The 23,043-nt window shown below is 54.4% G+C and carries 22 protein-coding genes; 18 read left to right on the top strand and 4 right to left on the bottom strand.

Features of this window, described 5'->3' with window-relative positions; all coding sequences use genetic code 11:
* Window positions 1-39: 39 nt before the first annotated feature.
* The gene (gene pspF, locus ACOTZC_RS05795) at window positions 40-1,032 is read right to left on the bottom strand and encodes a phage shock protein operon transcriptional activator (protein WP_162467370.1); all 993 of its coding nucleotides are present in this window, start codon (window positions 1,030-1,032) and stop codon (window positions 40-42) included.
* Between the two features lie 151 nt (window positions 1,033-1,183).
* Between pspF and pspA the strand changes: the two genes are divergently transcribed.
* From pspA to ACOTZC_RS05720, 15 genes are all read left to right on the top strand, one after another.
* Window positions 1,184-1,852 carry a phage shock protein PspA gene (gene pspA / locus ACOTZC_RS05790; RefSeq protein ID WP_029740507.1) on the top strand — a complete coding sequence of 223 codons (669 nt, stop codon included), beginning with the start codon at window positions 1,184-1,186 and terminating at the stop codon, window positions 1,850-1,852.
* Between the two features lie 49 nt (window positions 1,853-1,901).
* The gene (gene pspB / locus ACOTZC_RS05785) at window positions 1,902-2,126 is read left to right on the top strand and encodes an envelope stress response membrane protein PspB (RefSeq protein ID WP_023312045.1); all 225 of its coding nucleotides are present in this window, start codon (window positions 1,902-1,904) and stop codon (window positions 2,124-2,126) included.
* The gene (pspC, locus tag ACOTZC_RS05780) at window positions 2,126-2,485 is read left to right on the top strand and encodes an envelope stress response membrane protein PspC (protein WP_023312044.1); all 360 of its coding nucleotides are present in this window, start codon (window positions 2,126-2,128) and stop codon (window positions 2,483-2,485) included. The genes pspB and pspC overlap by 1 nt, the downstream gene beginning before the upstream one ends.
* Window positions 2,486-2,497: 12 nt before the next feature.
* Window positions 2,498-2,722, top strand: a complete 225-nt coding sequence (pspD, locus tag ACOTZC_RS05775; RefSeq protein WP_421635656.1) for a phage shock protein PspD — start codon at window positions 2,498-2,500, stop codon at window positions 2,720-2,722.
* Between the two features lie 209 nt (window positions 2,723-2,931).
* Window positions 2,932-4,617: a sugar phosphorylase gene (locus ACOTZC_RS05770; protein ID WP_421635655.1), complete on the top strand. Its 1,686-nt coding sequence runs from the start codon at window positions 2,932-2,934 to the stop codon at window positions 4,615-4,617.
* Window positions 4,618-4,631: 14 nt separating this feature from the next.
* Complete coding sequence (locus ACOTZC_RS05765) at window positions 4,632-5,924, top strand: ABC transporter substrate-binding protein (protein WP_126304042.1); 1,293 nt, start codon at window positions 4,632-4,634, stop codon at window positions 5,922-5,924.
* Window positions 5,925-5,946: 22 nt separating this feature from the next.
* Window positions 5,947-6,828 (top strand): carbohydrate ABC transporter permease, encoded by an 882-nt coding sequence (locus ACOTZC_RS05760; protein ID WP_023312040.1) that lies wholly within the window; start codon window positions 5,947-5,949, stop codon window positions 6,826-6,828.
* Window positions 6,815-7,657 carry a carbohydrate ABC transporter permease gene (locus ACOTZC_RS05755; protein WP_421635654.1) on the top strand — a complete coding sequence of 281 codons (843 nt, stop codon included), beginning with the start codon at window positions 6,815-6,817 and terminating at the stop codon, window positions 7,655-7,657. The genes ACOTZC_RS05760 and ACOTZC_RS05755 overlap by 14 nt, the downstream gene beginning before the upstream one ends.
* Before the next feature lie 28 nt (window positions 7,658-7,685).
* Window positions 7,686-8,738, top strand: coding sequence for a zinc-dependent alcohol dehydrogenase (locus ACOTZC_RS05750; RefSeq protein WP_045400136.1), 1,053 nt, complete (start codon window positions 7,686-7,688; stop codon window positions 8,736-8,738).
* Between the two features lie 17 nt (window positions 8,739-8,755).
* Window positions 8,756-9,544, top strand: a complete 789-nt coding sequence (locus ACOTZC_RS05745; RefSeq protein WP_023312037.1) for a sugar phosphate isomerase/epimerase family protein — start codon at window positions 8,756-8,758, stop codon at window positions 9,542-9,544.
* A gap of 11 nt (window positions 9,545-9,555) precedes the next feature.
* Complete coding sequence (locus tag ACOTZC_RS05740) at window positions 9,556-10,614, top strand: Gfo/Idh/MocA family protein (protein ID WP_088545041.1); 1,059 nt, start codon at window positions 9,556-9,558, stop codon at window positions 10,612-10,614.
* Complete coding sequence (locus tag ACOTZC_RS05735) at window positions 10,608-12,887, top strand: glycoside hydrolase family 65 protein (protein WP_163353891.1); 2,280 nt, start codon at window positions 10,608-10,610, stop codon at window positions 12,885-12,887. The genes ACOTZC_RS05740 and ACOTZC_RS05735 overlap by 7 nt, the downstream gene beginning before the upstream one ends.
* A complete protein-coding gene (pgmB, locus tag ACOTZC_RS05730) occupies window positions 12,877-13,545 on the top strand; it encodes a beta-phosphoglucomutase (protein ID WP_045400129.1) in 669 nt (222 codons plus the stop codon). The genes ACOTZC_RS05735 and pgmB overlap by 11 nt, the downstream gene beginning before the upstream one ends.
* A gap of 10 nt (window positions 13,546-13,555) precedes the next feature.
* Entirely contained in the window at window positions 13,556-14,638 is a 1,083-nt protein-coding gene (locus tag ACOTZC_RS05725) for an ABC transporter ATP-binding protein (RefSeq protein WP_023312033.1), read from the top strand.
* A gap of 66 nt (window positions 14,639-14,704) precedes the next feature.
* Window positions 14,705-15,619 carry an OmpG family monomeric porin gene (locus ACOTZC_RS05720; protein WP_023312032.1) on the top strand — a complete coding sequence of 305 codons (915 nt, stop codon included), beginning with the start codon at window positions 14,705-14,707 and terminating at the stop codon, window positions 15,617-15,619.
* Window positions 15,620-15,653: 34 nt separating this feature from the next.
* On the opposite strand, the gene ACOTZC_RS05715 is transcribed toward ACOTZC_RS05720, so the two are convergent.
* The gene (locus ACOTZC_RS05715) at window positions 15,654-16,664 is read right to left on the bottom strand and encodes a LacI family DNA-binding transcriptional regulator (RefSeq protein ID WP_421635653.1); all 1,011 of its coding nucleotides are present in this window, start codon (window positions 16,662-16,664) and stop codon (window positions 15,654-15,656) included.
* A 155-nt stretch (window positions 16,665-16,819) separates the two neighbouring features.
* Here ACOTZC_RS05715 and ACOTZC_RS05710 point away from each other — a divergent pair, with 155 nt between their 5' ends.
* The 3 genes from ACOTZC_RS05710 (at window position 16,820) to tyrR (ending at window position 20,920) form a co-directional block, all read left to right on the top strand.
* Entirely contained in the window at window positions 16,820-18,217 is a 1,398-nt protein-coding gene (locus ACOTZC_RS05710) for a YcjX family protein (RefSeq protein ID WP_023312030.1), read from the top strand.
* Window positions 18,214-19,266 (top strand): TIGR01620 family protein, encoded by a 1,053-nt coding sequence (locus tag ACOTZC_RS05705; protein WP_421635652.1) that lies wholly within the window; start codon window positions 18,214-18,216, stop codon window positions 19,264-19,266. The genes ACOTZC_RS05710 and ACOTZC_RS05705 overlap by 4 nt, the downstream gene beginning before the upstream one ends.
* 112 nt (window positions 19,267-19,378) lie before the next feature.
* Complete coding sequence (tyrR, locus tag ACOTZC_RS05700) at window positions 19,379-20,920, top strand: transcriptional regulator TyrR (RefSeq protein WP_023312028.1); 1,542 nt, start codon at window positions 19,379-19,381, stop codon at window positions 20,918-20,920.
* A gap of 36 nt (window positions 20,921-20,956) precedes the next feature.
* Here tyrR and ACOTZC_RS05695 read toward each other — a convergent pair whose 3' ends face one another.
* The gene (locus tag ACOTZC_RS05695) at window positions 20,957-22,165 is read right to left on the bottom strand and encodes an aldose 1-epimerase family protein (RefSeq protein WP_045400120.1); all 1,209 of its coding nucleotides are present in this window, start codon (window positions 22,163-22,165) and stop codon (window positions 20,957-20,959) included.
* A 275-nt stretch (window positions 22,166-22,440) separates the two neighbouring features.
* On the bottom strand, window positions 22,441-22,947 hold the full coding sequence (gene tpx, locus ACOTZC_RS05690; RefSeq protein ID WP_023335907.1) for a thiol peroxidase: 507 nt from the start codon (window positions 22,945-22,947) through the stop codon (window positions 22,441-22,443).
* Window positions 22,948-23,043: the final 96 nt, after the last annotated feature.

Below are 23,043 nucleotides of genomic sequence, written 5' to 3'. Positions count from 1 at the left end.
ATGCTTCGTAAAAATGTCTGCAGGTAAGTGCTGATATTGTCAGCGCATTTGATGCTTTTTGAGCAATGCCCTTAACTGATGGTAGGTCAGACCCAGCAGTTCAGCCGCCCGTTTCTGGTTATATTTCGCCGTCTTCAGGCTTTGCTCCAGCAGCTGTTTCTCCTGTTCGTTCTGGAACTGGCGTAAATCAAGGGGGAGAGTAGGGGCATCGCCTGAAGACGCTGGTGTGGGTAGCGACGGCGCGCTGCGCTGAAAAGGATCGATAATGATGTTGTCCAGCTCCGTCTCGCTGCTGCCGTGACGATAGACGGAGCGCTCCACGACGTTTTTCAATTCGCGGATATTTCCCGGCCAGTGGTAAGCGAGCAGCGTCTCCTTTGCATAATCGCTGAAGCCGGGGAACAGCGGCAGTCCGAGCTCGCGGCACATCTGAATCGCAAACTGGTCTGCCAGCAGCATGATGTCGCTTTTGCGCTCGCGCAGCGGAGGAAGTTGAACGACGTCAAAGGCCAGGCGGTCAAGGAGGTCGGCACGGAATTTCTCCTCAGTCACCATCTCCGGCAGGTTGGCGTTAGTGGCGCACACCAGGCGCACGTTAACCTGCAGCGGCTGGCTACCGCCGACGCGCTCCAGTTCGCCGTACTCAATCACGCGCAGCAGTTTTTCCTGCACCAGCATGGGCGCGGTGGCCAGCTCATCCAGAAAAAGCGTACCGCCGTCGGCGCGCTCAAAGCGTCCGGGATGGCGTTTCTGGGCACCGGTAAACGCCCCTGCTTCATGGCCGAAGAGCTCGGTGTCGAGCAGGTTTTCATTCAGCGCCGCGCAGTTAAGGGAAATAAATGGGCCATCCCAGCGCCCGGACAGGTAATGCAGACGGTTGGCTATCAGCTCTTTCCCCGTTCCACGTTCACCGATGATCAGCACCGGTTTATTGAGCGGCGCCAGGCGAGAGACCTGTTCCAGCACTTCGAGAAAGCTGTTTGCTTCGCCGAGTAAATTGTCTTTGTATCCGGGCATGATGAAATTAACCACTCCTTAGCGATATTCACCAGGGAAGAATAGTTCTTCACTGCGCAAAAAGCAATCAGGCTTAGTAAAATCAATAAGATAAAAACCTGGCATGATGTTTGTATTATCAGTACAGCAGGGCCTGGCCCGATAACAGAACTATGAGGATTAGATTATGGGTATTTTTTCTCGTTTTGCCGACATCGTGAACGCCAACATCAACTCACTGCTTGAGAAAGCGGAAGATCCGCAGAAGCTGGTACGTCTGATGATTCAGGAGATGGAAGACACGCTGGTTGAAGTGCGTTCAACCTCCGCCCGCGCGCTGGCGGAGAAAAAACAGCTTACGCGTCGCATTGAACAAGCTACCGCTCAGCTGAACGAATGGCAGGAAAAAGCGGAACTTGCGCTGCGCAAAGATAAAGAAGATCTGGCCCGTGCGGCGCTGATCGAAAAACAGAAGCTGGCCGATATGGTCGCGACGCTCGAGCATGAAGTGACGCTGGTGGACGACACGCTCACCCGTATGAAGAAAGAGATTGGTGAGCTTGAAAACAAACTGAGCGAAACCCGCGCGCGTCAGCAGGCGCTGACCCTGCGTCACCAGGCGGCAAGCTCCTCCCGCGACGTGCGTCGTCAGCTGGACAGCGGTAAGCTCGATGAAGCGATGGCGCGTTTTGAATCGTTTGAACGTCGTATCGACCACATGGAAGCGGAAGCCGAAAGCCACGGCATCGGCAAGCAGAAGTCGCTGGATCAACAGTTCGCCGATCTGAAGGCTGATGATGAAATCAGCGAGCAGCTGGCGGCACTGAAAGCCAAAATGAAGCAAGACAACCAATAATAATTCCTGCGGCACCTGAGTGTGCCGCATCATAAGACAAGGAGTACACATGAGCGCGCTTTTTCTGGCCATTCCCCTGACAATTTTCGTGCTGTTCGTTTTGCCGATTTGGCTATGGCTGCACTACAGCAACCGTTCTTCTCGGGGCGAACTCTCCCAGAGTGAACAACAGCGTCTGGTGCAGCTCTCCGACGAAGCGAACAAAATGCGCGAACGCATTCAGGCGCTGGAAGCCATCCTGGATGCTGAGCATCCAAACTGGAGGGACCGTTAATGTCTGGACTGAATCTGAACAAAAAGCTGTGGCGAATTCCACAGCAGGGCATGGTGCGCGGCGTTTGCGCCGGGCTGGCTCACTATCTTGATGTCCCGGTTAAACTTGTCCGCGTGGTCGCGGTGCTATCGATCTTCTTCGGCCTGGCGTTTATTACCCTGGTGGCATACATCGTCCTGTCGTTTGTTCTTGACCCGATGCCGGAAGGAGAACTGGCTGCGGAGGGAGCCCCGACCAGCAGCGATCTTCTCAATGCCGTTGATGAGCAACTCGCCGCCGGTGAGAAGCGGCTACGGGAAATGGAACGCTATGTCACGTCGGATACCTTTACGCTGAGAAGTCGCTTTCGTCAGCTTTAAGAGAGAGATGAGATGAAACAACACTGGCAACAGGCCGGTCAGAAGGTAAAACCCGGCATGAAAATCGCAGGTAAACTGGTCCTGCTGACCGCGTTACGGTTCGGCCCGGCAGGTGTGGCGGGTTGGGCGATCAAATCCGTTGCCCGCAGACCGGTCAGAATGGTGCTGGCCGTGGCGCTCGAACCGCTGTTGCAAAAGGTGGCAAAACGGCTTTCTCGCCGCTACTTATCCCAATAATTGCCGTTGGCGTTAGCCCTTTCCCTGACGGGGGAGGGACTGGCGACGGTTAACCGCATTTCCTCTTTTCCCCGTTCTTTCTTTGCGGCAGCTCACAATATTGCGCTGAGCTGCTTTGCAATCACCTTTTTCTCCTTTCTGGTCCGTTGACAGATATTTTTCATGGGAGTAGATTGCCACTCCGTGGGACCGCTACCATGGAAAGTGAAATGGATACAAAAATTAAAGAGATCATTAATTTTGTTTACGGAGAAACGTTTTCTGAAGCCCACCTTAATGTGCTGCTGGAAAATATTGAAAAGGCCGCTTCTGTTATTACGGAAAAACGTAAAACGGGTTGGGATGAAAAAGACGTTGTCCTGGTCACCTATGCCGATCAGTTTTCAGCGAAAGGGGAGAAGGCGCTGCCTGTTTTTACACGTTTTTATAACAGGTGGCTTTCTCATTCTTTTTCTCATGTCCATCTCTTGCCTTTTTATCCATGGTCTTCGGACGACGGGTTTTCTGTTATCGATTATCATGAGGTTGCACCGGAAACCGGAACGTGGCGAGACGTTGCCGAATTAAAAAAGTCAGCCAGTTTAATGTTTGATTTCGTCTGTAACCATATGTCAGCCAAAAGTAAATGGTTCGCTAATTACCTGAAGCAAATTCCTGGGTATAGCGATTTCTTTATTTCTGTCGATCCTGAAACAGATTTATCCGCGGTGACGCGTCCGCGTGCTTTACCGCTTCTTACGCCTTTCACGCTGCATGACGGCAGCGTGCGACACCTGTGGACCACCTTCAGCGAGGACCAGGTTGATCTCAATTTCGCCTCTCCGCAGGTGCTGATCGCGATGGTCGACGTGCTGCTGCATTACCTGATTGAAGGGGCGCGATACATTCGTCTGGATGCAGTGGGATTCATGTGGAAACTACCCGGAACAAACTGCATCCACCTTGAGCAAACCCACCAGCTCATCCAGCTTTTCCGCGCGATTACCGAGGCTGTCGCCCCGGGAACGGTGATTATCACCGAGACGAACGTTCCGCATAAAGATAACGTTGCTTACTTTGGTGACGGTGAAAATGAAGCGCAGATGGTTTATCAGTTCTCTTTGCCCCCGCTGGTGCTGCATGCGGTGCATTGTCAGAACGTCCGGACGCTGAGCCAGTGGGCGGCGTCGCTGACGTTGCCTTCCACCAAAACCACCTGGTTTAACTTCCTGGCCTCGCATGACGGGATTGGTCTGAATCCGTTACGCGGAATTTTACCCGAGTCGGAAATACTCTCGCTTGTGGAAAAACTTCAGGCTGAAGGGGCGTTGGTTAACTGGAAAAATAACCCGGATGGAACACGCAGTCCTTATGAAATTAATGTGACCTATCTGGATGCATTAAGTACGCGTAACAGTCCTGACAGCCAACGGATTGCCCGTTTTATTCTGGCGCATGCCGTCCTTTTAAGCTTCCCCGGCGTGCCTGCGGTTTATATCCAGAGCATTCTCGGTTCCCGTAATGATTATGCAGGTGTTGAGCGCCTGGGATATAACCGTGCGATTAATCGTGAGAAATATATCGCAGGACAAATTGATGGCGAGCTTGAAGATAAAAATAGCCTGCGCTCTCAGGTCTATTGCTCGTTAAGCCAGTTAATCGCGCTGCGTCGGGCGGAGAAAGCATTCCACCCTGACAGTGAGGCTTATTTTAGCGCGTCAGGTGAACATGTTTTAAAAATCGTTCGCGTGGCGGGTTGTGGTGAGAAAGTAACGGCGCTGTTTAATTTCAGTGACGGCATTCAAACGGTGGAATCCGATATTCAATCCGGAAAGGACTTGATCACCAGAAACGATATTACAGACAAAAAGCTGACCCTACTTCCATGGCAGGTGTTGTGGATTAAAGAAAACTAAAAAGGACCTTAAAAATGAAAATGCCAAGAATTGTGCTGATTTCAGCACTGGTTTCGTGCGCCTTGTTATCAGGGTGCAAGGACGACAAAAAGTCTGCTGTGACTATTGAGTTTATGCACTCGTCAGTCGAGCAGGAGCGTCAGGCGGTTATCACTAAGCTGATCGAAAAGTTCGAGAAAGAGAACCCCGGCATCACGGTGAAACAGGTGCCGGTCGAAGAGGATGCCTACAACACCAAGGTCATTACGCTCGCCAGAACGGGCGCGCTGCCAGAGGTGATTGAAGTCAGCCATGACTACGCGAAAGTCATGGACAAGGAACAGCTCCTGGATCGCAAAGCTATCGGCGAAGCCATTAAAGCGGTAGGCGAGGACACCTTCTATGACGGCATTTTGCGTGTTGTTCGTACGGAAGACGGTTCTGCCTGGACGGGGGTGCCAGTCAGCGCCTGGCTATCCGGCGTCTGGTATCACAAAGATGCGCTTGCGGCGGCGGGTATCCAGGAGCCGCATAACTGGGAACAGCTGCTGAAAGCCACTCAGAGGCTCAACGACCCGGCTAAAAAACATTACGGCATTGCGCTGCCCACCGCCGAAAGCGTGATGACGGAGCAGGCATTCTCCCAGTTTGCGCTTTCCGGCGGCGCGAACGTTTTTGATGCCAAAGGGAACGTCGACATCGATACCCCTGAAATGGCAAAAGCCCTGGCGTTTTATAAAGATCTGGCCGCGACCACCATGCCGGGTTCAAACGACGTCATGGAGATCAAAGATGCCTTCATGAACGGTTCTGCGCCGATGGCGGTGTACTCCACCTACATCCTTCCGGCGGTATTCCAGGACGGAAAACCTGCCAATCTGGGCTTCGTCGTCCCAACAGAAACCTCTTCTGCTGTTTACGGCATGGTCACGTCGCTGACGATTACCACCGGTCAAACTGAAGATGAGACTCAGGCGGCTGAGAAATTTGTGACCTGGATGGAGCAGGCTCAAAACGCAACCGACTGGGTCATGATGTCTCCCGGCGCGGCACTGCCGGTCAACAAGCTGGTGGTGGGCACCGATACCTGGAAAAACAACGATGTGATTAAAGCGTTTGGACAACTGCCTTACGAACTGATTGCGCAGTTCCCGAATGTGCAGGTGTTTGGCGCGGTGGGGGACAAAAACTTCACACGCATGGGCGATGTTACCGGGTCCGGCATCATCAGTTCCATGGTGCATAACGTCACGGTGGGGAAAAAAGATCTCAGCAACACGCTTAGTAACAGCCAGAAGCGTCTGACCGATCTGATTTCACAACGATAGGAGCGCTCTGCGGAAGGAAATTATGAAGACGTTGTTTTCTGGTCGTTCAGATATGCCTTTTGCCATGCTGCTGTTGGCCCCCAGCCTGATTTTGCTGGGGGGCCTGGTGGCCTGGCCAATGATTTCCAATATTGAAATCAGTTTCTTACGTCTGCCGCTTAACCCGCGCATTAGCGCTGTGTTTGTCGGGCTGGATAATTACATTCGCATTCTCAGTGATGCAGCATTCTGGCACTCGCTGTGGATGACGTTCTGGTACACCGCGCTGGTGGTGATCGGCAGCACGGGGTTGGGTCTGGCGGTTGCGATCTTCTTTAACCGTGAATTCCGTCTGCGGAAAACGGCACGTTCACTGGTGATTTTGTCCTACGTCACCCCGTCCATTTCGCTGGTGTTTGCATGGAAATACATGTTCAACAACGGCTACGGCATTGTGAACTATCTGGGCGTTGACCTGCTGCATCTGTATGACCAGGCACCCCTGTGGTTCGACAATCCTGGCAGCAGCTTTGTGCTGGTGGTGCTGTTCGCCATCTGGCGCTACTTCCCGTACGCGTTCATTTCGTTCCTCGCGATTTTGCAGACCATTGATAAGTCGCTGTATGAAGCGGCGGAAATGGACGGCGCGAATGCCTGGCAGCGTTTTCGAATCGTTACGCTGCCCGCGATTATGCCGGTGCTGGCAACGGTAGTGACGCTCCGCACTATCTGGATGTTCTACATGTTTGCGGATGTCTATCTGTTGACGACCAAGGTCGATATTTTGGGCGTCTACCTCTACAAAACGGCATTCGCTTTCAACGATTTGGGTAAGGCTGCGGCGATCTCAGTCGTGCTGTTCGTGATCATCTTCGCGGTGATTTTGCTGACCAGAAAAAGGGTAAACCTCAATGGCAACAAATAAACGCGTACTGAGCCGTATTGGTTTTTATCTCGGTCTGGCGGTATTCCTGGTCATCACGCTATTCCCGTTCTTCGTGATGCTGATGACGTCATTCAAGAGCGCGAAAGAGGCTATATCGCTTAACCCGACCATTTTGCCGCAGGCGTGGACGCTGCAGCATTACGTCGACATCTTTAACCCACTGATTTTCCCGTTTGTGGACTATTTCAAAAACAGCATGGTGGTGTCGCTGATCTCCTCGGTGATTGCCGTGTTTCTCGGCACGCTGGGGGCTTACGCCTTGTCCAAACTGCGTTTTAAAGGCCGCACGACGATCAACGCGAGTTTTTACACCGTCTACATGTTCTCCGGAATATTGCTGGTGGTGCCGCTGTTCAAAATCATCACTGCCCTTGGGATCTACGACACCGAGCTGGCGCTGATTATCACCATGGTGACCCAAACGTTACCGACAGCGGTGTTCATGCTGCGCAGCTATTTCGACACCATCCCGGACGAAATCGAAGAAGCCGCGATGATGGACGGCCTTAACCGCCTGCAAATCATCTTCCGCATCACCGTGCCGCTGGCGATTTCCGAGCTCGTATCGGTGTTTGTCTACTGCTTCATGGTGGCGTGGAACGACTATCTGTTTGCGTCCATTTTCCTGTCCAGCGCCAGCAATTTCACCTTGCCGGTCGGGCTGAACACGCTCTTTAGCACACCAGATTATATCTGGGGTCGCATGATGGCGGCATCGCTGGTGACGGCGCTTCCGGTGGTCATCATGTACGCCCTGTCTGAACGTTTTATTAAAAGTGGTTTGACCGCCGGTGGCGTGAAGGGCTGAGGCGGCCAATTTTAACAAGGAGTCAGTCATGAAAAAATTAGTAGCGACAGCGCCACGCGTGGCGGCGCTGGTGGAATATGAAGATCGTGCTGTGGGAGCACATGAAGTGAAAATTCGTGCACGCTTTGGCGCGCCAAAGCACGGCACTGAAGTCGTGGACTTCCGCGCGGCAAGCCCGTTTATTGACGAAGAGTTCAACGCGGAGTGGCAGATGTTCACGCCGCGTGAAGAAGGGGCGGCCCGCGGGATCGAATTCGGTAAGTTCCAGCTGGGCAACATGATTGTTGGCGAGATTATCGAATGCGGTGATGACGTCACTGAATATCAGATCGGCGACAGCGTCTGCTGCTACGGCCCGCTGCAGGAAACGGTGATCGTTAACGCGGTGAACAACTACAAGCTGCGCAAAATGCCGCAGGTTGCGTCCTGGAAAAACGCCGTTTGCTACGATCCGGCGCAGTTCGCCATGAGCGGCGTGCGTGATGCCAACGTCCGCGTGGGCGACTTTGTGGTCGTGGTCGGTCTGGGAGCCATTGGGCAGATTGCGATTCAGCTGGCGAAAAAAGCCGGTGCGTCAGTGGTTATCGGCGTTGATCCAATCGAACACCGCTGTGAGATCGCCCGTCGTCATGGGGCAGACCACTGTCTGAACCCAATAGGCACTGATGTCGGTCTGGAAATCAAAAAGCTGACCGGGAAGCAGGGCGCGGACGCGATCATCGAAACCAGCGGCTTTGCAGATGCGCTGCAGTCCGCGCTGCGCGGACTTGCCTACGGCGGCACCATCTCCTATGTAGCTTTCGCAAAACCGTTCGCGGAAGGCTTTAACCTCGGCCGCGAAGCGCATTTCAATAACGCGAAGATTGTCTTCTCCCGCGCCTGCAGCGAACCCAACCCGGACTACCCGCGCTGGAGCCGCAAGCGTATTGAAGAGACCTGCTGGGAATTGCTGATGAACGGTTATCTGAATTGTGAAGATCTGATCGACCCGGTCGTGACCTTCGACACCACCCCGGAAAGCTATATGAAGTATGTCGATCAGCACCCGGAACTCAGTATCAAAATGGGCGTCACTTTTTAAGCTAAGGACAGCAAATCATGAAGATCGCAACACAAAACCAGGCCTTTTTCCCGACCAGCATCATGGAGAAATTCGAGTACATCAAAGCAATGGGTTTTGATGGCTACGAAATTGACGGCCGCCTGCTGGTGGAAAACCTCGATGAAGTGAAAGCGGCCATCAAAGCTACCGGTCTGCCGGTGACGACAGCATGTGGCGGATACGATGGCTGGATCGGTGATTTCATCGAAGAACGCCGTCTGAACGGGTTACAGCAGATCGAACGCATTCTGGAAGCGCTGGCGGAAGTCGGCGGAAAGGGCATTATCGTGCCTGCTGCCTGGGGGATGTTTACCTTCCGTCTGCCACCAATGACCTCTCCACGCAGCCTGGACGGTGACCGCAAAGCCGTAAGCGCCTCCCTGCGCTGGCTGGATGAGGTGGCGGCGCGCACCGGAACAACCGTCTACCTAGAGCCGCTGAACCGTTATCAGGATCACATGATCAACACCCTGGCTGACGCGCGTCGCTATATCGAAGAGAACGGTCTGAAGCACGTGCAGATCATCGGCGATTTCTATCATATGAACATCGAAGAAGACTCGCTGACGGATGCGCTGCATCAGCACCGCGATCTGCTGGGCCATGTACACATTGCAGATAACCACCGCTACCAGCCGGGCAGCGGCAGCCTCGATTTTGCCAGCCTGTTCGATCAGCTGCGTGCCGATAACTACCAGGGTTACGTGGTGTATGAGTGCCGTGTTCGCGCCGAGGATCCGGCTCAGGCATACCGGGATTCGCTCACTTACTTGCGTGAATGCTAAGGATGACGAGCGTGATGAGTGCTTCTACACCTTCGCCTCTGCGCGTTGCCATCATTGGCGCCGGGCAGGTCGCGGATAAAGTGCATGCCTCGTATTACGCCACGCGCAGTGATGTTCAGATGGTGGCTGTCATGGACAGCCATCCTGAACAGGCTCTGGCGTTTGCGGAACGTCATGGTATTTCCTCGGTATGGCAGGATGCGCGAGACATGCTCGAGGCGGTTAAGCCGGATGTGGTGAGCGTCTGTTCGCCTAACCGGTTCCATTTCGAGCACGTCATGGCAGCGCTGGAAGCTGGCTGCCACGTGATGTGTGAAAAACCACCTGCTATGACGCCGCAGGAGGCCGATCGGATGCGCATGGCCGCGCGCAAGGCGGGAAAAGTGCTGGCGTATGATTTTCACCATCGCTTTGCTCTCGATACGCAACTGCTGCGTGAGGCTGTGATGAAGGGGGCGCTGGGAGAAATTTATTACACCACTGCGCAGGCGCTACGCCGCTGCGGGGTTCCCGGCTGGGGCGTCTTTACCAACAAAACGCTACAGGGCGGTGGGCCGTTGATTGATATCGGCATCCATATGCTCGATGCCGCTATGTACGTGCTGGGGTTCCCGGCGGTAAAAAAGGTGACGGCACACAGCTTCCAGAGGCTGGGAAACCGTAAAAGCAGCGGCCAGTTTGGCGCGTGGGATCCCACGCAGTTTACCGTTGAAGATGCCCTGTTTGGCACCATTGAATTTTGCAACGGCGGCATTCTGCGTCTGGACACGTCGTTTGCGCTCAATATCCGTGAACAATCCATCATGAACGTCGCATTTTGCGGTGAAAAGGCGGGCGCCATGCTGTTCCCGGCGCACATCTACAACGACGAAGCCGGGACTTTAGTCACCCTCACGCAGCGTGAAGAGGCTGACGATCGGCGTCATATGCGCAGTATGGATGCCTTTGTGCGGCATGTGCAGGGAGAGCCCGTCATGATCGCTGATGCAGAGCAGGGGCTGGTTATCCAGCAGCTCGTCGCCGCGCTGTATGAATCTGCAGAAACAGGGGAAAGCGTGACGTTATGCTAAACGTGTCTGTATTAACCGACCCGGGCTTTTGTCCACACAGCCTGAATAAATACGCCTCCATCATGGCCTGCGGTAATGGCTACATGGGGATCCGCGCTACGCACGAAGAAGATTACACCCAGCAAACCAGAGGCATGTATCTTGCGGGTCTCTATCATCGTGCTGGTCGCAACGAGACCACTGAGCTGGTCAATCTGCCGGATATCATCGGTATTGATGTTGAGCTGGATGGCATCAATTTCACGCTCCTGTCAGGCGAAATCCTCGAGTGGCAGCGCGAGCTGGCGTTTGCCAATGGCGAACTTCGTCGCAGCGTCGTCTGGCGCTCGTCTGACGGGAAACGCTATCGTCTGGAGAGCCGTCGTTTTGTGTCGCTGGTCCAGTTGCCCTTAGTGGCCATGCAGCTTTCCATCACGCCGCTCGATGCCGTCGCGCACGCCGTGCTGCAAACCGGCATTGACGCAACGCAAACGAACAGCGGCAGACAGCATCTTGATGAAGTGTCGGTCAGAGTGTTCGATCAGGAATACATGCAGGGCGTATATGAAACGCAGGACCGCACGTCTGAGATTGCTGTTTCAGCGTATTGTCAGCTCTCAGCGAAGAGCGACAGCTGTTTCACCGCCAAAAATCGTCGTCTCAGCGCCCATCATTCGCTGACGATTGCGAAGGGTGACACTGTCACGCTTGAAAAAATCGTCTGGGTTGCACATCGCAGTGATAAGGCACTGTCGCAGGCCTCTTTCGCTCGCAACGCGCTGGCCGATCTCAAAGTCTGTGCGGCAAGAGGCTACGACGCCTTGCTTGAGAGTTCGGCGTGTGCCTGGCAAGAGGTCTGGCGTAACGCTCGGGTGGAGGTTGACTCTACGGAACATCAGGATCAGATGGCGCTGGATTACGCCGTCTGGCATTTGACGACCATGACGCCAGCCCATGATGAGCGAAGCAGTATCGCCGCCAAAGGGCTGACTGGAGAGGGGTATAAAGGCCACGTCTTTTGGGATACCGAAATTTTCCTGCTGCCTTTCCATCTCTTCACGCGTCCCCAGACCGCCCGTAGCCTGCTGCGCTATCGTTGGCTCAACCTGGCCGGGGCGCGGGAAAAAGCCCGTCGCAACGGCTGGCCCGGCGCGTTGTTTCCATGGGAAAGCGCCGCCAGCGGGCTGGAAGAGACGCCGGAGTTCGCGGCTATCAACATCCGAACCGGCACGCGTCAGAAGGTGGCCTCCGCGCTGGCGGAACACCACATCGTGGCGGACATCGCCTGGGCCGTCGTCGCTTACTGGCAGGCGACGCACGATGAGACCTTTATCCGGAATGAAGGTCTGACGCTCTTGATGGAAACCGCTGCGTTCTGGATGGGCCGCGCGACGGAAATTAATGGTCGTCTCGAAATCCATGACGTTATCGGACCTGACGAATACACCGAGCATGTGAACAACAACGCTTATACCAACTATCTGGCCTGGCACAACGTCGCCTGCGCTCGCCAGTTTATGACGATGTTTGGGCGCGAGGATGAAGGTTTTACGCAGAAAGCGACACGGTTCCTGACGCGCTTATGGCTGCCGGAGGCCAATTCAGACGGTGTGCTCCCGCAGGATGATACCTTTATGGCAAAACCTGCCATCGATCTGAGCCGCTACAAAGCCAAAGCGGGTAAGCAGACCATTCTGCTCGATTATTCCCGCGCGGAAGTCAACGACATGCAGATCCTTAAGCAGGCCGATGTGGTGATGCTTACCTACCTGTTGCCGGAGCGGTTTACCCCGCAGCAGTGCGCCGCCAATCTGGCGTTCTACGAGCCCCGCACGATCCATGATTCTTCGCTGAGCAAGGCCATTCACGGCATTGTGACTGCCCGCTGTGGTGACGTCGAAGGTGCCTACGCCTTCTGGCGCGATGGCGTCGCCATTGATCTTGGGGACGACCCGCACAGCTGCGATGACGGAATTCACGCCGCTGCGACCGGCGCTATCTGGTCCGGCGTCATTCAGGGCTTTGCCGGTGTGCAGATTGTAGAAGGGGAGCTGCATCTTGCGCCGAAACTGCCAGCTCACTGGCAAAAACTCACATTCCCTCTGCGCTGGCGGAACGCAACGCTGCACTTCACCTATGAAAATGAGGTGTTAACCATAGAAGCTGCAGTACCTGCCACGCTGACGCTGTGGGGCAAAACGCTACATGTATCGGGGCGGAAAATTTGCGCTTATAAGGATTTTCTTGCATCTGAAAATGGGACCGCTACCACGGAGAGGCGCCATGATGCTTAAGGCTGTTGTATTCGATCTGGACGGTGTGATCGCCGATACCGCACACCTCCATTTTCTGGCCTGGCGTGCAGTGGCGGATGAAATCGGCATCACCTTCGACGAAGCGTTTAACGAACAGCTGAAGGGCATTAGCCGCATGGATTCCCTTCAGCGCATCCTGAAACATGGCGGGAAAGAGGGGACGTTTAGCGATGAGCAGTGCCTCGCGCTGGCGACGAAGAAAAACGCGCTCTATGTCCAGTCTCTGGCGTCGCTGACGGAGGATTCACTGCTTCCCGGTATTCGCGACGTGCTGGCGGATATCCGTGCGGCGAAGGTCAAAATTGGGCTCGCCTCCGTTTCCTTGAATGCCCCGGGGATCCTGCACGCGCTTGGCATTGATCAGGCCTTCGATTTTTGCGCCGATGCTTCCCGTATTCGCCGCTCAAAACCAGACCCGGAGATCTTCCTCGCCGCCTGTGCAGGCCTGAATGTGCGTCCTGACGCGGCTATAGGTATCGAAGATGCACCTGCAGGCGTTGAGGCGATCAACGCGGCGGGATTGCTATCGGTTGGGATTGGAGCTGGCCTGAACCATGCGGGATTACAACTTCATTCAACGCGGGAACTGACCTGGAAATGCCTGACCGAGTTTTGGGCATCCCGGACGTATTGCTAAGGAATTAACAATGGCTCAACTGTCCCTGAAACACATTCAGAAAATCTATGATAACCAGGTCCACGTGGTTAAGGATTTCAGTCTCGAAATCGAAGACAAGGAGTTCATCGTCTTCGTTGGGCCTTCGGGCTGCGGTAAATCCACCACGCTGCGAATGATTGCCGGTCTGGAGGAGATCAGCGCCGGTGAACTGATTATTGACGGGGTATGCATGAATGACGTGCCCGCCAAGTCTCGCGATATTGCGATGGTCTTCCAGAACTATGCGCTTTATCCGCATATGACGGTCTACGACAACATGGCGTTTGGCCTGAAGATGCAAAAAATTGCGCCTGCGGTTATCGAAGACCGCGTTAACTGGGCGGCACAGATCCTCGGATTACGCGAGTACCTCAAGCGCAAACCCGGCGCGCTGTCCGGCGGCCAGCGTCAGCGCGTGGCGTTGGGCAGGGCGATCGTGCGCGAGGCGGGGGTGTTCCTGATGGATGAACCGCTTTCCAACCTCGATGCCAAGCTTCGCGTGCAGATGCGGGCTGAAATCAGCAAGCTGCACCAGAAGCTCAACACCACCATGATTTACGTGACCCACGATCAGACGGAAGCCATGACCATGGCGACCCGCATCGTGATCTTAAAAGACGGCATTATTCAGCAGGTCGGTGCACCGAAGCAGGTGTACAACGAACCGGCAAACATGTTTGTTGCAGGATTTATTGGATCGCCAGCCATGAACTTTATTCGCGGCGCTATCGACGATCGCTATTTTGTTACGGAAACGCTGCGTCTGGCGATCCCGGAGGACAAGCTCGCTTCACTGAATGCCGCAGGGTATCAGCGCAAAGCCGTGGTCTTTGGGATCCGCCCGGAAGATATTCTCACGCTGCAGAGTCGAGGTGAGAATATCGCGGCGAAAGTCAGCGTAGCCGAACTGACCGGCGCGGAGTTCATGCTTTACGCCACCGTTGGCGGCCATGAGCTGGTTGTGCGCGCTGGCGCGGCGAATGATTATGCCTCTGGGGATAATATCGACATCCAGTTCGATATGAACAAGTGCCATTTCTTCGACGCTGAAACCGAAGCGGCTATTAGATAAGAAAGGTGTTCGCCGGAAATGCAAATTTCCGGTTTTTTTGTTTGTTACTTATAAAGGGAAAATTAAATGAGTACTCTACTAAGAAGTGCTGCGCTCGTGCTGTGCGCAGGGGTTAGCTGTGCACAAGCATCAGAAACAGCGAAACAGTGGGAATTTAATATCGGCGCGATGTATGAAATCGAAAACGTTGAGGGGCAGGGCGACGATAAAGATGGATTATATGAACCTTCCGTGTGGTTTAATGCAACCTGGGATGCGTGGACTATTTCGCTGGCGATGTATCAGGAGGGGCCGGTTGATTACAGCAGTATGACCCGTGGAACCTATTTCGACCGTCCTGAATTTGAATTACGCTATCGCTTTATCGGAACCGATGATTTTACTTTCGGTCTGACCGGTGGTTTCCGTAATTATGGCTACCACTTTAAAGATGAACACGGAGCCAAAGACGGCAGCGCGAATATGCAGCGCTACAAAGTTCAACCTGACTGGGATATTAAATTAACCGATGACTGGCGCTTTGGCGGCTGGTTTGCCATGTATCAGTTTGCCAACGATCTGGAGAAAACCGGTTATTCTGATAGCCGCGTTGAAACCGAAACGGGCTTTACCTGGACCATTAACGAAACCTTTGCGGCTAAAGTGAATTACTATTTAGAGCGCGGTTTCAATATGAACGGTTCGCGTAATAACGGCGAATTCTCCACCCAGGAAATTCGCGCCTACCTGCCTATTTCATTGGGCCAGACGACCTTAACGCCTTATACCCGACTGGGGCTCGATCGCTGGTCGAACTGGGACTGGCAGGACGATCCTGAGCGTGAAGGACATGATTTCAACCGCCTGGGTATGCAGTATGCCTATGACTTCAACAACGGTTTATCCATGACGCTTGAATACGCCTATGAATGGGAAAACCATGACGAGGGTAAAAACGACCGCTTCCACTATGCGGGCGTTGGGGTAAATTACGCGTTCTGACCGAGAGCACGCCAGGGGCGCTAAGCCCCTGGTTTTAGCGCAGCGAGGCCGCCAGTAAAAAGTGGGTATCAACGAGAACTTTTTGCGGTGCGGGCTGACCCGCAATACGCCTGAAAAGAAGATCGCAGCTCTCTTCGCCCAGTTTTCGGGTCGGGATATCGAAGCCGCCAGGTGCGGGCGTTAAAATGAGAGACAGCATCGGGTCACTGTATCCGGCGATGACCACCTGCTCCGGGATCATCAGATTCAACTCATCCGCCGCGCGATAGAGGCTAAGTAACTTCATGTTGTCGGTAGCGAATACTGCATCAGGCGGCGTGGGTGAAGACAACAATTCCAGCGCCGCCGTAAGCGCACTCTCATGGGTATAACCGCCATCCCTGATCCAGTCCGGGTTGAGGGCAATATGGTACTTTTTCAGACTGGCTTTATAGCCCGCAAGACGATCGATCGAAACATGATAATCAAGCGGGGCATGCAGACAGGCAATTTTACGGCGTCCGTTTTTAATAAAGGTTTCGGTCAGCGTGGCGCTGTCATGGAAATTATCCGTGTCGACGGAATAAATATTCTGAAACTCACCTTCGACTTTGCCGATAACTATTACCGGTACGCCATACGCATCCAGCGTGGTGAAAAAGGATTCATTTGCCGGTGAGCTCAGCATAATGATCCCTTTGATCATCTTCTGTTTTATTTTATTCACGCATTTCAGCAGATCGTCTTCGCTGCTTTTTGACGTTTGTAAAATAACGTCAAATCCTTCTTCTTCCGCTTTTGCCGTAATGGCATGCAGGACATCTGAGAAAAAAGGATTTCCGGCAGTGGTTTTGGTTGAACGGGTCGAAATAACCATAATGGCATCGAAGCCTGAAGAGGTCAGGGCGCGGGCCAGTTTGTTGGGCTGATAATTTAATTCGTCAATCGCCTTCAGCACTTTTTCACGCGCTTCGGGAGAAATATTCGTTTGTTTATTCAGAACGCGGGAAACGGTTGATTTCGATACGCCCGCAACCCGTGCGATATCATAGATGGTGGGTGACATACACCTTACTCACTCCGGACTGACAGCAATGTCGTTCATCTTACTGGAGAGAAAACGGCAATAGCAATAAATAAGAATTGATAATCAACGATCTGCCCCCATTTATTGTATTCTGAAGCCATGCATTCAAGGCTTCCAGGCAACGAAGGACGGCGATGAAGCGACTTAAAAACGAAATCAATTCACTGGTGAACCGTGGCGTTGACCGCCATCTGCGTCTGGCCGTGACGGGGCTTAGCCGCAGCGGTAAGACGGCGTTTATCACCGCTATGGTAAACCAGCTCCTGAACCTGCACGCCGGCGCGCGTCTGCCGCTGCTCAGCGCGGTGCGGGAAGAACGCCTGCTGGGCGTGAAGCGCGTCCCTCAGCGTGATTTTGGTATTCCACGCTTTACCTATGACGAAGGGCTGGCGCAGCTCTACGGCGATCCGCCCACGTGGCCGACGCCGACGCGAGGGGTGAGTGAGATTCGCCTCGCGCTGCGCTTTCGCTCGAATGAATCCCTGATGCGCCACTTCAAGGATACTTCTACGCTGTACCTTGAAATCGTCGATTACCCCGGTGAATGGTTGCTCGACCTGCCGATGCTGGCGCAGGACTACCTCAGCTGGTCCCGCCAGATGACGGGGTTGTTGCAGGGGCAGCGCGCCGGGTGGTCGGCCAAATGGCGACAGCTGTGCGAAGGCCTGGATCCGCTTGCACCGGCCGATGAAAACCGTCTGGCGGCCATTGCCGAAGCCTGGACGGCGTATTTGCATCAGTGCAAGCAGGAAGGGTTGCACTTCATTCAGCCGGGTCGCTTTGTCCTGCCGGGTGATTTAGCGGGCGCGCCTGCGCTTCAGTTCTTCCCCTGGCCAGACGTGGACGGGGTGGGCGAGTCGAAGCTGGCGCAGGCCGACAGGCACACTAACGCCGGGATGCTGCGCGAGCGTTACAATTACTACTGTGAAAAAGTGGTTAAGGGATTCTATAAAAACCACTTTTTGCGATTTGACCGTCAGATTGTGCTGGTGGATTGTCTGCAGCCGCTCAACAGCGGGCCGCAGGCCTTCAACGATATGCGCCTTGCCCTGACGCAGCTGATGCAAAGTTTCCACTACGGGCAGAGGACGCTGTTTCGCCGTCTGTTCTCTCCGGTGATCGACAAACTGCTTTTTGCGGCCACAAAGGCCGATCACGTCACGGTCGATCAGCATGCCAATATGGTATCGCTGCTGCAGCAGCTGGTGCAGGACGCCTGGCAAAACGCCGCCTTCGAAGGGATCGGCATGGATTGCCTTGGGCTTGCGTCCGTGCAGGCAACGCAAAGCGGGCTGATCGATCTTAACGGCGAGAAAATACCAGCATTACGCGGGAACCGGCTCAGCGACGGTGAACCGCTTACCGTCTATCCGGGGGAAGTGCCTGCGCGGCTGCCGGGTCAGGCCTTCTGGCAGAACCAGGGCTTCCAGTTTGAAGCCTTCCGCCCTCAGGCAATGAGCGTCGATCGGCCATTACCACACATCCGTCTGGATGCGGCGCTGGAGTTTTTGATTGGAGATAAATTGCGATGACGGAACCGTTAAAACCGCGCATAGACTTTACCGGAACGCTTGAGCAGGATCCTCAGGAGGCGTTTAAAACCGCACAGACCTTCAGCGGCACGCAGGCTGATAACTTTGCCCCGGCCCTGACCGAGGAGCCCGGCGTTGAGGAAGGTCCGGCAGAGGCGGTTGTGGAAGCCGCCCTGCGTCCAAAGCGCAGCCTGTGGCGCAGGATGGTCACCGCCGGGCTGGCGCTGTTTGGCGTAAGCGTGGTTGGTCAAGGCGTGCAGTGGACGATGAATGCCTGGCAAACTCAGGACTGGGTCGCGCTGGGCGGATGTGCCGCAGGCGCGCTGATTGTGGGGGCGGGTATCGGGTCGGTTGCCACCGAGTGGCGGCGGCTCTGGCGTTTGCGCCAGCGCGCGCACGAGCGTGATGAAGCGCGGGATCTGCTCCATAGTCACGGTACCGGCAAAGGCCGCGCGTTCTGTGAAAAGCTGGCCAGCCAGGCCGGAATCGATCAGTCGCATCCGGCGCTTCAGCGCTGGTATGCCGCCATCCATGAAACCCAGAATGACCGGGAAGTAGTGACGCTTTATTCCCATATGGTTCAGCCGGTGCTGGATGCCCAGGCGCGGCGCGAGATTAGCCGCTCTGCGGCGGAATCCACCCTGATGATTGCCGTCAGCCCGCTGGCGCTGGTCGATATGGCCTTTATCGCCTGGCGTAACCTGCGCCTGATCAACCGTATCGCGAACCTTTACGGCATAGAGCTGGGTTATTACAGTCGGCTCAGATTGTTCAAACTGGTCCTGCTCAATATCGCGTTTGCCGGTGCGAGTGAGCTGGTGCGCGAAGTGGGCATGGACTGGATGTCGCAGGATCTGGCGGCGCGTCTTTCTGCTCGTGCCGCTCAGGGTATCGGTGCGGGATTATTAACCGCGCGTTTGGGGATTAAAGCGATGGAGGTCTGCCGTCCGCTGCCGTGGATTGACGGCGATAAGCCCCGTCTGGTGGATTTCAGGCGCGAGCTAATCGGCCAGCTCAAAGAGACGCTCAATAAAAAACCGGCTCCGTGAGGTTTTGTTCACTTATCGTGCTGGCTGTCAATATTTGTTGACAGCCATCTTCCCGATCACCGTGTTCTGACATATCATTTTACTGTTATTGGCTTAAAACGGTGAATTTCCCATGCGTCTTGAAGTCTTCTGTGAAGACCGTCTCGGTCTGACCCGCGAATTACTCGATCTTCTTGTTTTACGTAGCATTGATTTACGTGGCATTGAGATCGATCCTGTCGGGCGAATTTACCTCAATTTTGCCGAGATTGAATTTAACACCTTCAGCAGCCTGATGGCGGAAATCCGCCGTATCGCTGGCGTTACGGATGTACGCACCATTCCCTGGATGCCCTCTGAGCGTGAGCACCTGGCCCTGAGCGCGCTGCTGGAGGCCATGCCGGAGCCGTTCCTCTCCCTGGATTTGAAAAGCAAAGTTGAGCGCGTTAACCACGCGAGCTGCCAGCTTTTCGCGCAGAGCCAGGAGAAGCTCAGCAATCATAACGCCGCGCAGCTGATCCCCGGCTTTAACTTCCAGCGCTGGCTGGACAGCAATCCGCAGAACACGCTTAGCGAGCATGTGGTGATTAACGGGCAGAATTTCCTGATGGAGATCACGCCGGTCTATCTGAAAGGGGAAGGGAATACCCGCGTGTTGACCGGGGCGGTGATCATGCTGCGCTCGACGTTACGCATGGGTCGCCAGCTGCAAAACCTCTCCAGTCAGGATGTCGGCGCGTTCAGCCAGATTATTGCCGTCAGCCCGAAAATGCGCCATGTGGTTGATCAGGCACGCAAGCTCGCAAGCCTGACCGCACCGCTGCTGATTACCGGGGATACCGGCACCGGGAAAGACCTGCTGGCTCACGCGGTGCATCTGGCGAGCCCGCGTGCGGCTAAGCCTTATCTGGCACTTAACTGCGCCTCTATTCCGGAAGATGCCGTTGAAAGCGAGCTGTTTGGCCACGCGCCGGAAGGCAAGAAAGGGTTCTTCGAGCAGGCTAACGGCGGCTCCGTGCTGCTGGACGAAATCGGCGAAATGTCGCCGCGTATGCAGGCTAAGCTGCTGCGTTTCCTGAATGACGGAACCTTCCGCCGCGTCGGAGAGGATCACGAAGTGCATGTGGACGTGCGCGTCATTTGCGCCACCCAGAAAAACCTGGTTGAGCTGGTGCAAAAAGGGATCTTCCGCGAGGATCTCTATTACCGCCTCAACGTCCTGACGCTGAATATTCCACCGCTGCGCGATTGTCCGCAGGACATCATGCCGCTAACGGAACTGTTCGTCGCCCGCTTTGCCGACGAGCAGGGGGTGCCGCGTCCGAAGCTGTCTGCCGATCTCGGCACGGTGCTTATGCGCTACGGCTGGCCGGGCAACATTCGCCAGCTTAAAAACGCCGTTTATCGCGCGCTGACCCAGCTGGAAGGTTATGAACTGCGTCCGCAGGATATTCTGTTGCCTGATTACGACGCGGGGACGGTATCGGTCGGCGAAGAGGCGATGGAGGGTTCGTTGGACGATATCACCAGCCGTTTTGAGCGCTCAGTGCTGACGCAGCTGTACCGCAGCTATCCCAGCACCCGCAAGCTGGCAAAACGTCTTGGCGTCTCGCATACCGCGATCGCGAACAAGCTGCGTGAGTATGGATTGAATCATAAGAAAGGTGACGAATAACAAAAAGCCTCTGTAAAGAGGCTTTTTGCTTTATGGTTATTCCTTCGCCATGGGCGTGTTAACGATTTCTGTTTTTGTCTCTCCCTGAATCGACGCAATCCTGTTTTCGACCTCTTTCACCTGCTGCGGGCTGTGTAGCAGGGTATAGGTCAGGTCAAACTGCGCGCTGGCACCGGGCTGCAGCTGCTTAACCCGCTTCTGCTCGCGTTCAATCGTAACGGGGTAGGCGTAGCTGGTGCCCGGCTCAATGCCCGTGACGTAGCCCTGCTTCAGCGTGTCGGTGTTCTTCCATAAGGTCAGCACGGGCAGCTGGCGGGTATCAAACTGGATTGACGCGCCTTTATCTCCGGCTTTATTGACCACCGCCGCAAGCGTTTCGTGGTTATTGTCGGCGAGCGGTTTAATATTAAAGACCATCTCATCAAAGCCTTTTGTCGGCCCGGCATAGGTTTGCCAGTCGTTAACCCCCGCTTTGGCGTAGTCATTGAATGGGCTCACGCTCGCCGCTGGCGCAAGGAAACGGGCGCCTTCTTCAAGGATCGGCGTGCCGAAGTTGCTGTGATAGATGATTTGGTAATCATGAGGGTAATCCGCATGGTTGGTCAGCACATCATGCAGGCTGAACTGGTTGGTTCCGGGAACGTAGCGCAGTTCGGTCATGGTTTGCAGATCCGCTTTTTTAAACGTGCTCTCTTTGATCAAACCGCGAACGCGGATCTCATGCGGGGCGGCATCCGCGATTTCAACCTCGACCTGCGAAACAGGGGTATTACCGGCCCTGCCGTGCAGGGTGTAAATTTGCCCGTCAGCGGTGACCGGATGTCCTGTCCACTCATAGCCACAGCGCACCATCATCTCGTTGAAACCATCCAGCCAGCCGAGACCGTTGCGGCTTTCAAGGTTGATGTAGGCCGGATTAACAACCTCTTTAACGGGCGAATTCCACCCCAGTCGGGTGCCAAAGCCTTCAACATGGAGAAGGTTCATCCCGCGGGTCGGGCTCAGGGTAATCGTCAGGCCATCTTTGCTGCTAATTATGATGACTTTGCTGCCTTCCTGTTTACCACCGTGTAAGACTTTTTGCTCAATGCTGAACGTCCGATCTTTAACTTTCAGCTCATCACTGGAAATCTTCCAGTTTCCTTTCTCTACGCTGCTTTCAGCGCTTGTCAGCACCCAGGTTTTAGCCGCTGCATGGCCAGAAATCAGTACCGCAAGGAGCGTAAAAGCGAATTTAATCTTCATATATTATCCTTTTTGCTGAAACGATTATTTTCTTTCGTAAGCAAATCTAATGTTTAGACAAAAAGGGAAATGTGATGTGCTTCACTGGGGATGAAAATAGGGTAATTTAACGATTATTATGCGTTATTGATCACGCTCATGTTACATATTGTCTAAGTTATTGCATGATTAATGTGATTTGTGTGCATTTGTGCTTTAACGATTCAGCTTTGGCGCAATAAAAAACCCCGCCGCGGCGAGGTTGAGAATAAGTTGTATAGAATGCTAAGTACTTATTATGCTTTCAGCACGTCCAGCGCGGCAGTGTAATCCGGCTCGGTGGTGATTTCGTTAACCAGTTCGCTGAAGACAACGGTGTCGTTTTCATCCAGAACCAGTACGGCACGTGCTGCCAGACCTTTCAGTGGGCCTTCCGCGATGCTGACGCCGTATTTCTCGAGGAAATCTGCGCTGCGCAGGGTGGAGAGGGTAATAACGTTGCTCAGGCCTTCGGCACCGCAGAAACGGGACTGGGCAAACGGCAGGTCAGCGGAAATGCACAGCACAACGGTGTTGTCCATTTCAGTCGCCAGCTGGTTGAATTTACGCACGGACGCGGCACAAACGCCGGTGTCAATGCTTGGGAAAATGTTCAGTACTTTGCGTTTACCCGCAAACTGAGCCAGTGTGACGTCAGACAGATCTTTAGCCACCAGAGTAAAAGCCTGCGCTTTGCTGCCAGCCTGCGGAATGGAACCTGCAACAGCAACCGGGTTGCCCTGGAAATGAACGAGTTGTGACATAGATATCTTCCTGTTTACATATAGTTAACGTCGGGGCTAGTGTATGCCATCAGCGGATAACACGGCAAACCAAATTTGTCGCCTTTCCGGGCCGCA

This window comes from Enterobacter cloacae complex sp. SHL009 (assembly GCF_049237205.1).
In the GTDB taxonomy this organism is placed as follows: domain Bacteria; phylum Pseudomonadota; class Gammaproteobacteria; order Enterobacterales; family Enterobacteriaceae; genus Enterobacter; species Enterobacter cloacae_M.
This window is presented reverse-complemented; position numbering and strand designations above follow the sequence as displayed.

Bases quoted from the DNA above. Each gene is read 5' to 3' on its own strand.
- ACOTZC_RS05765 (WP_126304042.1), top strand. From the start codon at position 4,632: ATGAAAATGCCAAGAATTGTGCTGATTTCAGCACTGGTTTCGTGCGCC.
- ACOTZC_RS05735 (WP_163353891.1), top strand. From the start codon at position 10,608: ATGCTAAACGTGTCTGTATTAACCGACCCGGGCTTTTGTCCACACAGC.
- ACOTZC_RS05695 (WP_045400120.1), bottom strand. From the start codon at position 22,165: ATGAAGATTAAATTCGCTTTTACGCTCCTTGCGGTACTGATTTCTGGC.
- ACOTZC_RS05705 (WP_421635652.1), top strand. From the start codon at position 18,214: ATGACGGAACCGTTAAAACCGCGCATAGACTTTACCGGAACGCTTGAG.
- ACOTZC_RS05750 (WP_045400136.1), top strand. From the start codon at position 7,686: ATGAAAAAATTAGTAGCGACAGCGCCACGCGTGGCGGCGCTGGTGGAA.
- ACOTZC_RS05720 (WP_023312032.1), top strand. From the start codon at position 14,705: ATGAGTACTCTACTAAGAAGTGCTGCGCTCGTGCTGTGCGCAGGGGTT.
- tyrR (WP_023312028.1), top strand. From the start codon at position 19,379: ATGCGTCTTGAAGTCTTCTGTGAAGACCGTCTCGGTCTGACCCGCGAA.
- ACOTZC_RS05725 (WP_023312033.1), top strand. From the start codon at position 13,556: ATGGCTCAACTGTCCCTGAAACACATTCAGAAAATCTATGATAACCAG.
- ACOTZC_RS05760 (WP_023312040.1), top strand. From the start codon at position 5,947: ATGAAGACGTTGTTTTCTGGTCGTTCAGATATGCCTTTTGCCATGCTG.
- ACOTZC_RS05745 (WP_023312037.1), top strand. From the start codon at position 8,756: ATGAAGATCGCAACACAAAACCAGGCCTTTTTCCCGACCAGCATCATG.
- pgmB (WP_045400129.1), top strand. From the start codon at position 12,877: ATGATGCTTAAGGCTGTTGTATTCGATCTGGACGGTGTGATCGCCGAT.
- ACOTZC_RS05715 (WP_421635653.1), bottom strand. From the start codon at position 16,664: ATGTCACCCACCATCTATGATATCGCACGGGTTGCGGGCGTATCGAAA.
- pspD (WP_421635656.1), top strand. From the start codon at position 2,498: ATGAAACAACACTGGCAACAGGCCGGTCAGAAGGTAAAACCCGGCATG.
- ACOTZC_RS05770 (WP_421635655.1), top strand. From the start codon at position 2,932: ATGGATACAAAAATTAAAGAGATCATTAATTTTGTTTACGGAGAAACG.
- ACOTZC_RS05755 (WP_421635654.1), top strand. From the start codon at position 6,815: ATGGCAACAAATAAACGCGTACTGAGCCGTATTGGTTTTTATCTCGGT.
- tpx (WP_023335907.1), bottom strand. From the start codon at position 22,947: ATGTCACAACTCGTTCATTTCCAGGGCAACCCGGTTGCTGTTGCAGGT.
- pspB (WP_023312045.1), top strand. From the start codon at position 1,902: ATGAGCGCGCTTTTTCTGGCCATTCCCCTGACAATTTTCGTGCTGTTC.
- pspC (WP_023312044.1), top strand. From the start codon at position 2,126: ATGTCTGGACTGAATCTGAACAAAAAGCTGTGGCGAATTCCACAGCAG.
- pspA (WP_029740507.1), top strand. From the start codon at position 1,184: ATGGGTATTTTTTCTCGTTTTGCCGACATCGTGAACGCCAACATCAAC.
- ACOTZC_RS05710 (WP_023312030.1), top strand. From the start codon at position 16,820: ATGAAGCGACTTAAAAACGAAATCAATTCACTGGTGAACCGTGGCGTT.